Origin of the sequence: Gaiella sp. (assembly GCF_035710885.1) — a bacterium.
Lineage (GTDB): Bacteria > Actinomycetota > Thermoleophilia > Gaiellales > Gaiellaceae > Gaiella.
The window spans coordinates 1-12,526 of the sequence record NZ_DASTCS010000016.1; the positions used below are offsets into that span (position 1 = coordinate 1).

Below are 12,526 nucleotides of genomic sequence, written 5' to 3' on the forward strand. Positions count from 1 at the left end.
CGGACGGCCTCGGTGAGCTGGCCGCCCTCGTCGTAGCCGACGTAGCCGGGAGGCGAGCCGACGAGCCGGGACACGGAGTGCTTCTCCATGTACTCCGACATGTCGACCTGGATCATCGCGTCCTCGTCGCCGAACAGGAACTCGGCGAGCGTTCGCGCGAGCTCGGTCTTCCCGACGCCCGAGGGGCCGAGGAAGATGAACGACCCGGTCGGGCGCTTCGGGTCCTTGATCCCCGCGCGCGCGCGGCGGATCGCCTTCGAGACGGCCACGATCGCCGCCTCCTGGCCGATGACGCGCTTGTGGAGCTCCTCCTCCATGCGGACGAGCTTCTGCGACTCGGCCTCGGTGAGCTTGAAGACCGGGATCCCCGTCCACATCGAGACGATGTCGGCGATCTCGTCCTCGCCGATCTCCGGCTGCTCCTCGTCCGCCTCGTTGCGCCAGCGCTCCTCGAGCTCCTTCTTCTTCTGCGAGAGCTTGCGCTCCTTGTCGCGGAGCGAGGCGGCCTTCTCGAACTCCTGCGCCTCGATCGCCGCTTCCTTGTCGGCGCGGACGGTCTCGATCTCCTCCTCGAGCTCGCGATAGCGCGGCGGCGCGGACATCGTGCGGATGCGGACGCGCGAGCCTGCCTCGTCGATCAGGTCGATCGCCTTGTCGGGGAGGTGCCGGTCCTGGATGTACCGGTCGGCGAGCACCGCGGAGGCGTGCAGCGCCTGGTCGGTGATCTTCACGCGGTGGTGCGCCTCGTAGCGGTCGCGCAGGCCGCGGAGGATCTGGACGGTCTCGTCGATCGTCGGCTCTTCGACGCGCACCTGCTGGAAGCGCCGCTCGAGGGCGGCGTCGCGCTCGAGGTACTTGCGGTACTCGTCGAGGGTCGTGGCGCCGATCGTCTGCAGCTCGCCGCGCGCGAGGGCCGGCTTGAGGATCGAGGCCGCGTCGATCGCGCCTTCGGCCGCGCCCGCACCGACGAGATTGTGGAGCTCGTCGATGAACAGGATGATGTCGCCGCGCTGGGTGATCTCCTTCATCACCTTCTTCAGGCGCTCCTCGAACTCGCCGCGGTACTTCGAGCCGGCCACCAGCGCGGCCAGGTCGAGGGTGTAGATCTGCTTGTTCTTCAGGAGCTCCGGGACCTGGTTCGCGGCGATCCGCGCGGCCAGTCCCTCGACGACCGCGGTCTTGCCGACGCCCGGCTCCCCGATCAACACGGGGTTGTTCTTCTGGCGGCGCGAGAGGATCTGCATCACACGCTCGATCTCGGTCTGGCGGCCGACCACGGGGTCGAGCTTGCCCTCGGTCGCCTGCTTGGTGAGGTTGCGGCCGAACTGGTCGAGGAGCTTCGAGTTCTTGGCCTTCTCGCCCTGCGGCGCACCTCCGCCCTGCCCCGACTGGCGGCGGCCCGGGCCGGAGAGCATGCGGATGATCTCGTTGCGGATCTTCTCGGCGTCCGCGTCGAAGTCGAGCAGGATGCGCGCGGCGACGCCCTCGTTCTCGCGCACGAGGCCGAGGAGGATGTGCTCGGTGCCGATGTAGTTGTGACCCAGCGAGAGCGCTTCGCGCAGCGCGAGCTCGAGCACCTTCTTCGCGCGCGGCGTGAACGGGATCTGGCCGGTCGTGACCTCGTCGCCCTGGCCGACGATGCGAGCGACCTGGGCGCGCACCTCTTCCACCGTGATGTCGAGCTGCTCGAGCACGCGCGCGGCGAGGCCCTCCTCCTCACGCAGCAGGCCGAGCAGGATGTGCTCCGTGCCGATGTAGTTGTGCTTGAGAGCGCGAGCCTCGTCCTGCGCGAGGACGACAACCTGCCTTGCCCGTTCAGTGAATCGCTCGAACACGGCTCCCTCGACCCTCCTTTCCGCGTGATCCGGAGTCTGCGGTGCCGCCGGCTCCGGGTCGAAGGCCTACTGATCGTACCCGACGCCTGCGAGGTCGCCGACCCCCGCCCCGGGGAACGGTCGCAGATTCTCTCGGACCGGTGAGCGTGGTGCCGCCCGCCCGTCTGGGCGCGGCTGTAGGCTCCGCGCTCGTGGCGGCCAAGGTCCTGGTCACCGGCGGCGCCGGCTTCATCGGCTCGCACCTGTGCGAGCTCCTCCTCGACGACGGCGACGAGGTATGGGTGCTCGACGACCTCTCCACGGGGTCTCTGGACAACGTCGCCCACCTCCGCGACCGCCCCGAGTTCCACCTCGTCGTGGACACGATGCTCTCCCGGACGGTCGTCAACGAGCTCGTCAACAAGGTCGACGTCGTCTATCACCTCGCGGCGGCCGTGGGGCCGCGCCTCATCGTGGAGCAGCCGGTCCACACGATCGTCACGAACCTCGAGGGCTCCGAGATCGTGCTCGACCACTGCGCCCGGTTCGGCCGTCGGGTACTCGTCGCGTCCACTTCCGAGGTCTACGGCGACCACAGGAGCGCAGAGCCCCTGCACGAGGACGCCCGCCGCGTGTACGGCCCGACCACGCAGAAGCGCTGGCTGTACGCCGACTCGAAGGCGATGGACGAGTACCTCGCGCTCGCGTACAGGCAGGAGCGTGGGCTGGACTTCGTCGTACCCCGACTGTTCAACACCGTCGGGCCGCGTCAGAGCGGCCAGTACGGGATGGTCGTGGCCCGCTTCGTCCAGTCAGCCGTTGCAGGGAGGCCGCTCGAGATCCACGGCGACGGCACGCAGACCCGCACGTTCTGCCATGTCCAGGACACGATCCGCGCGCTCAAGGGACTGATGGAATCGGACGCGACGACCGGCCAGATCTACAACGTCGGCTCGCGGAACTGGATCTCGGTCTCCGAGCTCGCGGCGCGCGTGCTCGAGCTGACGGGCTCGAGCTCGGAGCTCGTGCAGGTTCCCTACGACCAGGTGTACGGAACCGGGATCGACGACATGCTTCACCGCGTCCCCGCGATCGAGAAGATCGAGGCCGCGATCGGCTGGGCCCCGACCCGGTCGCTGGACGACATCCTCGGCGACGTGATCGACCACGAGCGCGCGGCCCACGCCGGCGCGGGTCGAGCAGCCACGCCCTGAGACCTACGGCGTCATGAAGACCTGCGCCCGCGGCGGCGCGCTGATCGAGACCGGCACGTCGTAGGCGAGGAACGTGATGGACTGCACGGTCGTGCCGCGGGCGCCTCCGGCGACCGCCGGGGTCGAGAACCGCATCCGGCGGATCCGCCCGTCGCCGCCGATCCAGACGTTCCACGAGCTCTTCGTGAGCCGGACCCCGGTCGCCTTCTCCAGCGCGGCGACCTGCTTCCCGTAGGCAGGCACGGCCCTGGCGGCGCGCCTGATGTCGATGACCGCGCGGTAATGCGTCGTCGACGCGCCCGCGACCGTCTCGCGCCCGAGGCGCGTCGTCGAGACGAGCCCCTTCTCGAGCGGTGCGAAGCTCGACGTGTTGAGCAGAGAGGAGAAATCGAGGGCGAGGCTGGCCGCCTGCTTGGAGAGGTCGACGCGCAGCCACGACTTGCCCGAAGGGAGCTGCTGCTGGAACGAGGGCGAGCGCATGTACATCACGGACGCGCCTCTCTCGTTCAGCATGATCGCGTCGATGGTCACCGGCGCCCCGACCGCCCGCGTGCGCATCGTCAGCTCGACGCTCGTGCCGCTGTGCGCGCCGTCTCCCGTCAGCGTCATCGTCGCCCTGCCGGGGATCGTCGTCTTGACGTTCAGTTGCAGCTTCGAGCTCTTGACCGTCGCCGTGCGCTTCGCAGCCGCCACAACCGGGTTCGTCGCGGCCTGCGCGGACACGGGGACCACGAGGGCGGCGACGAGCAGGGCGACGAGACGGAGCATCCCTCGCATCCTAGGGAGAGGCGGGGATGTCGCAAGGGGTGGCCTACATGTTGCGCAGCGCCGGGAAGAGGACCACGTCCCTGATCGACTCCTTGCCCGCCAGGAGCATCACGAAGCGGTCGATCCCGAGTCCCAGGCCGCCTGTCGGCGGCATGCCGTACGAGAGCGCCTCGACGTAGTCCGCGTCACCGCGCTCCCCCTCCACCTGCTCGGACTGCTGGTCGAAGCGCGCCTGCTGCATCGCGGCCTCGTTGATCTCCGTGAACGCGTTCCCGAGCTCCATCCCGCCGGCGAAGTACTCGAACCGCTCCGTGAGGCTCGGGTCGTCGTCGGTCGGACGGGCGAACGGTGACAGCTCGACGGGGTAGTCGTGCACGATCGTCGGCTGGATCAGCGCGGGCTCCACGTAGTGGGAGAAGGCGTGGTCGACCAGCTGCGTCCAGTCCTTGTCGGCGTCGGTGTCGACCCCGCGCTCGGTCAGCTGCGCGCGCAGCTCGTCGGCGTCGCGGGTCCAGAGCTCGTGACGCTCGAGCGCCTCGACGAACCGCACCCGTTCCCAGGGGCCGGCGAGGTCGATCTCGTGGCCGCGGAACGTCACCGCGGTCGTGCCGAGCACCTCGAGGGCGACGCGCTCGAGGAGCTGCTCGATCCGGGCCATCGTGTCCCCGTAGTCGGCGTACGCCTCGTACCACTCGAGCATCGTGAACTCCGGGTTGTGTTTGAACGAGACGCCCTCGTTGCGAAAGTCCTTGCCGATCTCGTACACGCGCTCGAGACCGCCCACGATCAGCCGCTTGAGGTAGAGCTCGGTCGCGATGCGCAGGTAGAGGTCCGCGTCGAGCTCGTTGTGGTGGGTCGTGAACGGCCGTGCGAAGGCACCGCCGTACCGCGGCTGCAGGATCGGCGTCTCGACCTCGACGAAGCCCCACTCGTCGAGCGCGCGCCGGATCGCCGTGACGACCTTCGCCCGGGTGATGAACGTCTCGCGCGACTCCTCGTTCATCAGCAGGTCGAGGTACCTCCTGCGATAGCGCAGCTCGACGTCCGTGAGGCCGTGGAAGGTGTCCGGCAGCGGCTGGGTGTTCCGCGCGAGGATCTCGACGCTCTCGGCGAGCACGGAGGGCTCCCCGCGCCTCGATTTCGCCGGACGTCCGGCGACGCCGATCACGTCACCGAGGTGGATGTCGATCTCGCCCGTGACTGCGACGTCGCAGATCACCTGGATGCGCCCCGAGCGGTCGACGAGGTCGAGGAACACGAGCTTGCCCATCCCCCGCCGCGCCATCGCGCGCCCGGCGAGCCGCCGGGTCGATCCGAGCTCGCCCCCGGGCTCGAGCGGCTCGGCCTCGGCCCGAACCGCCGCGACCTCGTCCCGGTCGGGGAAGCGCTTCGGCGGAGGCTGCTCGGCCACCGGCGGATCGTACGTCCTCGGTGGTCACGCGAACCGCGCCAGCGGCGCGAGCATCGCGGGAGCCCTCGACGCGCCGCCTGACGGCCTCCGGCGCGTCCCTGAGCGTGCCTGGCCGGAGGGGATAGTGCTGGAGCACAGACCCGGAGAGCCGGGTGCGCTCAGGGGCGCGAGGCGGGCGGAGCCGGGCTCCGCCCTGCGGGAGCCCGCCGCCCGGTGGTCGTCAGGCGGCCTTGATCTCCATGATCTTGAACTTCACGACCGAGCCGCGCGGGGTCGTCACCTCGACGGTCTCGCCCTTCTTGTGGCCCATGATCGCCTTCCCGACGGGCGACTCGTTCGACAGCTTCCGCTCGGCCGGGTTCGCCTCGGCGGAGCCGACGATGTGGTACTCGAGGGTCTCCTTCGCGTCGACGTCGCGCAGCCGGACGACCGAGCCGATCGAGACGACGCTCGTGTCGACCTCGGCGGTGTCGATCACGCGGGCGTGCGCGAGCCGCTCCTCCAGCTGGGCGATCTTGTGCTCGAGCATCGCCTGCTCGTTCTTCGCGTCGTCGTACTCGGCGTTCTCGGCGATGTCCCCGAACTCGCGCGCGGTGCGGATGCGCTCGGCGATCTCGCGCCGACGCTCGGTGCGCAGGGTGTCGAGCTCCTGCTTGAGGGTGTCGTACCCCTCCGCGGTGAGGATCACGTCCTTCAGGGAGAGACCTCCGGGTGTGGTCGCCAGAAACGAGAACGAGGCGCGATGCGCGCCAAGCGGACGCGCATGGTAGCGGCGGGGCACGTCCCTGGCAACCCCCCGGGGCCAGAGGGCCGGGACCGGGCGCGCAACTACCATTCGCCTCGTGATCGACCTCCGCGAATCATGGTCGATCGGGCCGGTCGAGATCCCGACGCGGCTCGTCCTCGCGCCGATGGCGGGCGTCAGCGTGCAGGCCTTTCGGCGCCAGGGTAGGCGCTTCGGCGCAGGCCTGGTGTGCTCGGAGATGGTCAGCTGCGCCGGGATCGAGCATCGCAACGAACGCACGCTCGGGTACCTGCGCGTCGCCTCCGACGAGCACCCGCTGGCGATCCAGCTGTTCGGCTCCGAACCGGGGACGATGGCCGAGGCGGCCCGCATGGTCGAAGCGGCCGGAGCCGACCTCGTCGACCTGAACTTCGGCTGCCCCGTCAGGAAGGTGACGAAGACCGGCGCGGGCGCGACGCTGCTGGACGACCCGCATCGGGCGGCGAGGATCGTCTCCGCGATCGCCGGTGCGATCGACATCCCGATCAGCGTGAAGCTGCGCCGAGGGCTTCGGAGCGGGTCGCGAGACTGCCTCGTCGTCGGCCCGCGGCTGGTGGAGGCGGGTGCCGCCTCGCTGACGCTGCACCCGCGCTCGGCCCAGCAGATGTACACGGGCACGGCCGACCACGCGCTCACGGCAGAGCTGGTGTCGCTCGTCGACGTTCCCGTGGTCGCCTCGGGCGACATCGTCTCCCGCGCCAGGGCCCAGACGGTGCTAGCGACGACGGGCGCCGCCGCCGTGATGGTGGGCCGCGCCGCGCAGGGCAACCCGTGGGTACTCGAGGAGATCGTCGACGGCGCCGGGCGGGAGCCGACGCGCGAGGAGGTCGTCGCGGAGCTCGTCCTCTTCGTCCGCGAGACCGTGCGGGAGCTCGGCGAGCGCAGGGCGAGCGGGTTCCTGAAGAAGTTCTACGGCTGGTATCTCGGCCACGGTCGCTTCCCGCGCCCGTTCAAGCAGGAGCTCGTCGTCCTCGACTCGACCGAGGAGGTCGAGCGGCGGCTGTTCGCCGCTGCGCCCGGCGCGATCGAGCTGGTCGAGCGGCTCGAGGCAGAGGTCCCGAGCGGCGACGAGGTGACCCTCGAGCTCCCGATCTCCATCTACGGCGGAGGCTGAGATTCCGTGGGGGAACCCATGGTTCCCCCACGCGCCCCCCTCCTTCTCCACCGCGACATCGCGAAGCGGGCCTGGCCTCCCGGCCGGCGAAGCCGGCCTCCGGCCTCGGCGGTCACCGCTCGGGCGTCCGTCTCGGCGCGCTTTCCCGTCTGCGTGGGTCACCGGGCACGACGCACGCAAAGCCCATTGCTCTAGTGCGAGCGGCCCGCCGTTGCCGCCAGCGCGCCGAGGCCGACGAAGATCGTCCCCGAGACGTAGCGCTGGATCCGCAGGAAGGTCCGGCTCCTCCGCAGCACCGCGCCGGCCGTTCCGGCGACGAGTGCCCAGACGAGATCGCTCGCGAGCGCGATCACGACGAACACCGCGCCGAGCAGCGCGAGCTGCGCGCGGGTCGACTCGTGGGGATCGACGAACTGCGGCAGGAACGCGAGGAAGAAGAGCGCCGTCTTCGGGTTCAGCACGTTCACGACGACTCCCCGGCGGTACGTGCTCGCGAGGCTGGGCTCGGCGGCGCGCCCCCCGATGCGCTCGTTCGCCTGGAGGAGCGTGCGGATCCCGAGCCAGACGAGGTACGCGGCCCCGAGGATCTTCACGACCGTGAACGCCTCCGCCGACGCCGTCAGGACGGCCGACAGCCCCACGACCGCGGCGAGCACGTGGAACAGGCCCCCGCTCGCGACGCCGAAAGCCGACACCACACCGGCGCGGCGTCCGCCGTGGATGCTCTGCGCGACGATGTAGAGCACCGCGGGGCCCGGCACGACGGCGAGCAGCAGCGATGCGAGCGCGAACACCGCGAGCGTGCCGGGGTCGAGCATCATCGGTTGAGCTCCCAGACGAGCCGGAGCCCCTCGAGCGTGAGGAATGGGTCGACGCGCTCGATCGCGGCGCTGTGCGGCGCGACGAGCTCCGCGAGGCCGCCCGTCGCGACGACCGGCGCCTCGGGAGCGCCGAGCTCCTCGCGGATCCGCGCGACGATCCCGTCGACCTGTCCCGCGAACCCGTAGACGAGGCCGCTCTGGAGGCCCCCGACGGTCGTCTTCCCGATCACGCTCGGCGGCTCGACGAAGTCGACGTCGACGAGCCGTGCTGCCCGTGCGAACAGCGCCTCCATCGAGACCTCGATCCCCGGCGCGAGCACTCCTCCGACGTACTCGCCCTCCGGCGAGACGACGTCGAAGTTCGTCGACGTGCCGAAGTCGACCACGATCGACGGGGCACCGTACCTCGCCCGCGCGGCCACGGCGTTGACGATCCGGTCAGGGCCGACCTCGCGCGGGTCGTCGTAGCGGATCGGGATCCCCGTCTTCACACCGGGCCCGACGACCAGGAGCGCCGCGTGTGCCCAGCGCTCGGCCAGGCGCTCCCACTCGCGGACGAGGGTCGGCACGGTCGTCGAGAGGCAGATGCCGTCGACCGCGTCGGGGTCGAGCAGCCCTGCGAGGAGGACGCCGAGCTCGTCGCCCGTCCGCGTCCTGTCCGTCGCGAGCCGCCAGTGCTCCGAGAGCCGGCTGTCGTCGTAGAGGCCGAGGACGGTCTGGGTGTTGCCGACGTCGACCGTCAGGAGCATGAGGCGAGCGTATCGGGTGCCTTCCGCCGCAGGCGGGGATCAAGCGGCGGGATGGCGCGCGGCGGAATCCCGCCTCGCGAGCGGACTCAGAAAGCGTCGTCGTCGTCCGGGCGGCGGAGGTCGCCCAGCCGCTCGGCGAGCGCCTCTGCCGTGAGGCGAGGCTCGTCGCCCTCCCCGCGAAGCTCCTCCACCGTCACGTCCCCCGACGTGTAGACCTCCGCGCGCGGGATGATCCGCGTCGGCCGGTTCTTGTCCCACACCCAGACGTCCTCCATCTGGGCGTGGAAGAACGGATAGCTCGCCTGCGGGACGACCTTGAGATCGAGCTTGTTGCAGAGGTACGTGGCGTCCTGGGTGAGGACGCAGTAGCGGAAGAGCGGGAAGACGGCGGTGTACTCACGCTTGAGCTGCAGCTCGAGCTCCGCCTCGAACTCGTCGAGCTCGTCCAGGTGGCTCATGCCGTCAAGTGTAGGGGTCGGGGGAAGGGTGTATCGGGCCCAGTCACCGGCGCTCGTCTTCGTCGAGGGCGGCGAGGAGCGCCGAGACCGTCCCGCGGCCCGGGACCACGGCGTCGGGTGCGAGCTCTGCGAGCGGCTCCAGCGCGAAGCGGCGCTCGTGGAGGCGCGGGTGCGGGAGCGTGAGGCCGGGCTCTTCGACCACCCCGTCCCCGTGGAGCAGCAGATCGAGGTCGATCGTCCGCGGCCCCCATCGCTCCGTCCTGACCCGGCCCAGACGCCGCTCGACGTCGAGGAGGAGCTCGAGGAGCGCCCGCGGCCCGAGCGCCGTCTCGAGCTCGACCGCACCGTTGAGGTACGGCGGCTGCTCGACCGGGCCCCACGGCTCGGTCTCGCGCAGCGTCGAGAGCGAGAGGACCTCCACGCCGTCCGCCGCTCCGAGGAGCTTCACCGCGCGTCGGATCGAGCCCCCGCGGTCACCGAGGTTCGCCCCGAGCCCGACGTAGGCAAGCACAATGCGGACCGTAGCCGTCCAAACCTGCCGGCGGCGCATAACCCCGGCTTAACCGCGATCACATCATGTGCTCATGCGCCTTCGAGAGGATCTCCGTCACCCCCTTCCCGTGATTGCCCCGACCCGTCTCCTCGCAGTGCTGTCGCTCTCCGGGCTCGCCCTCGTCGGCGTCCCCGCGGCCGCTGCGTTGCCGCTTGCAGAACCGCCGGCGACACTGGTCCGGCTGGCCGCCGACGCGGCGTGCAGCGAGGCGGCGGGGCTCGTACGCGCAGGAGCGCACGAGGTGGACGGACCGCTGCGGCTCTGGCGCCTGGAGCCCGAGGCGGCCGAAGCGCTCGTGCCGGGCCTCCGGGCGCGCGGGTCTCTCGTCTTCGCGCAGAAGGAGCAGACGTACGACGTGGCGGCTGTCACCGAGACGCCCGATCCGCTCCAGGGGGACGAGTGGTGGCGAGCGCAGATCGGCATCGACGGCCTCACGCCGCCGGGCCCCGGCGTCCCGGTGACCATCGTCGACTCGGGGGTCGACTTCTCCCACCCGGAGTTCGCGGGCCGTGCGGACACGGTTCCGCTGAACGAGCAGGAGCCGCCCGGGATCGGCGGCGAGCACGGCACCTCGGTGGCGTCGCTGATCGCCGCGCCGCTGAACGGGGTCGGGGTCGTCGGGATCTACCCGCGCGCGATCCTGCGCTCGTGGGACGCGGCGAAGGGTGACGGAACGCGCCTCGAGTCGAGCGAGATCGCCGGCGGGATCATGGCCGCGGCGCGGGCCGGGCGCAGCGTGATCAATCTCAGCCTCGGCTCCGATTCGCGCGACCTCGCGATCGAGCTCGCGGTCAGCGAAGCGGTGGCGACGGGCTCGCTCGTGGTCGCTGCTTCCGGGAACGACGGCGACCGTGGCAGCCCGCTCGGCTACCCGGCCGCGTTCCCGCACGTGACCACCGTGGCGGCGACCGACAGGTCCGGCGCCGTCTCGGCCTTCTCGAGCCGGTCCCCGTACGTCGACCTGGCCGCACCGGGAAACGGCATCCTCGTCGCGAGCGCGCTCGGCAGGAACTGGCGTCCGACCTCCGGGACCAGCTTCTCGTCCCCGCTCGTCGCAGGAGCGGCGGCGTGGCTCTGGACCGCCCGGCCGGAGCTCACGGCGGGGCAGGTCGCCGAGGTGTTGCGGCGGTCCGCGCGCGACATCGGTCCTCCGGGGCGCGACCCCGCCTCGGGGTTCGGGATGCTGAACGTCGCCGCGGCGCTCGCGCTGCCGGCTCCCGTCCGCGACCCCTTCGAGCCGAACGACGACATCGACGAGGTGAATCCGAACGGCGACAGGTACGTCTCGAAGGCTCCGGCCCTGACGACTCCCTCGAGGCGCTCGGCTCGGATCGGCGGGAGGGTCGATGCCTCCGAGGACCCCCGCGACGTCCATCGCGTCTGGCTTCCGGCCCGTGGCCGCGTGACCGCCACCCTCACCTCCACCACGGACGGCGACCTGGCGCTGTACAACGCCACCGCGCCGAGCGCCGTGGGGCGCCTGGCGACTGCCGGTCGCCTCGCCAGCGCCGCGGCCCGCGGCACGACCGAGCGGCTCCGGTTCCAGAACGGCCCGCGGGGACGCTGGGCCTTTGTCGTCGTCAAGCTGCCGGCCGGGACGCTGGATGCGACCTACCGGCTCGCCCTCACGAGCACGGTCCCCAGGGCGCGTTAGCCGACCCGCCGCTCGACGACGACGGCCGCATGCTCGACCGGGCGCGGCAGGACCACGTCGGGCTTCCGCACGCGGACGCGCGCGCGCCGGAGCGGGAACCGGTCGACCAGCCCGTCGGCGAGGGCGGTGGCGAGCGCCTCGAGCAGGTTGTACGCGTGCCCGTCCGAGACCTCCACGACCGCCGCGACGACGTCGCGGTAGTCGACGGCGTCCTCGATCCGGTCGGTCGAGGCGGCGGTCGTGTCGACCGGCTCGAGCTCGAGGTCGACGAGGAACCGCTGCCCCTCGCGACGCTCTTCGTCCAGGACGCCGTGGAAGGCGTGCAGCTCGATGCCCTGCAGCTCGATCGTCACACCCGGACCGTACCCCGCTCGATCGCCGCGGCAACGGCGAGCGCCTCGACGTGCGAGCGGACGTCGTGCACGCGAAAGAGCGTCGCTCCGCGGTCGAAGGCGGCGACCGCGGCTCCGACCGATGCCGCGTCGGTGCCGACCTTCGCCCGGGGGCCGTCGACGACCCGGGCGAGCGTCGACTTCCGGGAGAGCCCGACGAGCACCGGTCGGCCGATCGAGACGATGCGATCGAGGCGCCTGACGAGCTCCAGGTTCTGCTCGGGGGTCTTCCCGAACCCGATTCCGGGGTCCAGGCAGACGCGCTCCTCCGCGACTCCCGCGCCGACGGCGAAGGCGAGGCGCTCCTCGAGGAAGGAGGCGACCTCGGAGACGACGTCGTCGTAGTGCGGAGCGACCTGCATCGTGCGAGGCTCCCCCTGCATGTGCATCAGACAGAGATCGGCGCTCGCCTCCGCCACGACGCCGGCCAGCTCGGGCTCTCGGCGCAGCGCACTGATGTCGTTCACGAGGACGGCGCCCAGGGCGACGGCACGACGGGCGACCTCGGCGCGCGACGTGTCGATCGAGAGCGGGCAGCCGGCGAGCGCCTCCAGCACGGGGATCACGCGGCGGAGCTCCTCCTCCTCGGAGACCGGGTCCGCACCCGGCCGGGTCGACTCCCCGCCGACGTCCACGAGCTCGGCTCCATCGGCGAGCATCCGCCGTGCTGCATCCGTCGCGTCCACGGTGGATCCATACGAGCCGCCGTCGGAGAAGCTGTCCGGGGTGACGTTCAGGACCCCGACCACCGTGGGGCGCGGCCAACGTTCTGTCGGTGCCTCTCGTCTCATCGG

The 12,526-nt window shown here is 71.2% G+C and carries 12 protein-coding genes and 2 pseudogenes; 3 read left to right on the top strand and 11 right to left on the bottom strand.

The window, feature by feature from the left end:
• A pseudogene (locus tag VFO26_RS03180) lies at window positions 1–1,343 on the bottom strand (ATP-dependent Clp protease ATP-binding subunit); the annotation flags it as partial.
• A 126-nt stretch (window positions 1,344–1,469) separates the two neighbouring features.
• A pseudogene (locus VFO26_RS17970) lies at window positions 1,470–1,835 on the bottom strand (Clp protease N-terminal domain-containing protein); the annotation flags it as partial.
• A 191-nt stretch (window positions 1,836–2,026) separates the two neighbouring features.
• On the opposite strand from VFO26_RS17970, the gene VFO26_RS03185 reads away from it, so the two are divergent.
• Window positions 2,027–3,028, top strand: a complete 1,002-nt coding sequence (locus VFO26_RS03185; protein ID WP_325113435.1) for an NAD-dependent epimerase/dehydratase family protein — start codon at window positions 2,027–2,029, stop codon at window positions 3,026–3,028.
• A gap of 3 nt (window positions 3,029–3,031) precedes the next feature.
• Here the strand turns inward: VFO26_RS03185 and VFO26_RS03190 are convergent, their stop codons facing one another.
• The 3 genes from VFO26_RS03190 to greA all read right to left on the bottom strand — a co-directional run bounded on the left by VFO26_RS03190 (window position 3,032) and on the right by greA (window position 5,904).
• Window positions 3,032–3,796 carry a hypothetical protein gene (locus VFO26_RS03190; RefSeq protein ID WP_325113436.1) on the bottom strand — a complete coding sequence of 255 codons (765 nt, stop codon included), beginning with the start codon at window positions 3,794–3,796 and terminating at the stop codon, window positions 3,032–3,034.
• Between the two features lie 43 nt (window positions 3,797–3,839).
• On the bottom strand, window positions 3,840–5,207 hold the full coding sequence (gene lysS / locus VFO26_RS03195; RefSeq protein WP_325113437.1) for a lysine--tRNA ligase: 1,368 nt from the start codon (window positions 5,205–5,207) through the stop codon (window positions 3,840–3,842).
• Window positions 5,208–5,427: 220 nt separating this feature from the next.
• Window positions 5,428–5,904, bottom strand: coding sequence for a transcription elongation factor GreA (greA, locus tag VFO26_RS03200; RefSeq protein ID WP_349259040.1), 477 nt, complete (start codon window positions 5,902–5,904; stop codon window positions 5,428–5,430).
• A 145-nt stretch (window positions 5,905–6,049) separates the two neighbouring features.
• On the opposite strand from greA, the gene VFO26_RS03205 reads away from it, so the two are divergent.
• A complete protein-coding gene (locus tag VFO26_RS03205) occupies window positions 6,050–7,105 on the top strand; it encodes a tRNA dihydrouridine synthase (protein WP_325113439.1) in 1,056 nt (351 codons plus the stop codon).
• A 191-nt stretch (window positions 7,106–7,296) separates the two neighbouring features.
• Here the strand turns inward: VFO26_RS03205 and VFO26_RS03210 are convergent, their stop codons facing one another.
• From VFO26_RS03210 to folK, 4 genes are all read right to left on the bottom strand, one after another.
• Window positions 7,297–7,926, bottom strand: a complete 630-nt coding sequence (locus VFO26_RS03210) for a LysE family translocator (protein WP_325113440.1) — start codon at window positions 7,924–7,926, stop codon at window positions 7,297–7,299.
• Window positions 7,923–8,675: a type III pantothenate kinase gene (locus VFO26_RS03215; RefSeq protein ID WP_325113441.1), complete on the bottom strand. Its 753-nt coding sequence runs from the start codon at window positions 8,673–8,675 to the stop codon at window positions 7,923–7,925. The genes VFO26_RS03210 and VFO26_RS03215 overlap by 4 nt, the downstream gene beginning before the upstream one ends.
• Window positions 8,676–8,761: 86 nt before the next feature.
• Complete coding sequence (locus VFO26_RS03220) at window positions 8,762–9,133, bottom strand: DUF2469 family protein (RefSeq protein ID WP_325113442.1); 372 nt, start codon at window positions 9,131–9,133, stop codon at window positions 8,762–8,764.
• 43 nt (window positions 9,134–9,176) lie between these two features.
• Window positions 9,177–9,644, bottom strand: coding sequence for a 2-amino-4-hydroxy-6-hydroxymethyldihydropteridine diphosphokinase (gene folK / locus VFO26_RS03225; protein ID WP_325113443.1), 468 nt, complete (start codon window positions 9,642–9,644; stop codon window positions 9,177–9,179).
• Window positions 9,645–9,717: 73 nt separating this feature from the next.
• On the opposite strand from folK, the gene VFO26_RS03230 reads away from it, so the two are divergent.
• Window positions 9,718–11,340 carry a S8 family peptidase gene (locus VFO26_RS03230; protein WP_325113444.1) on the top strand — a complete coding sequence of 541 codons (1,623 nt, stop codon included), beginning with the start codon at window positions 9,718–9,720 and terminating at the stop codon, window positions 11,338–11,340.
• Here VFO26_RS03230 and folB read toward each other — a convergent pair.
• Both folB and folP read right to left on the bottom strand, forming a co-directional pair.
• Window positions 11,337–11,693, bottom strand: a complete 357-nt coding sequence (gene folB, locus VFO26_RS03235) for a dihydroneopterin aldolase (protein WP_325113445.1) — start codon at window positions 11,691–11,693, stop codon at window positions 11,337–11,339. The genes VFO26_RS03230 and folB overlap by 4 nt on opposite strands.
• Entirely contained in the window at window positions 11,690–12,523 is an 834-nt protein-coding gene (gene folP, locus VFO26_RS03240) for a dihydropteroate synthase (protein ID WP_325113446.1), read from the bottom strand. Before folP ends, folB begins: the two co-directional genes overlap by 4 nt.
• Between the last annotated feature and the right edge of the window lie 3 nt (window positions 12,524–12,526).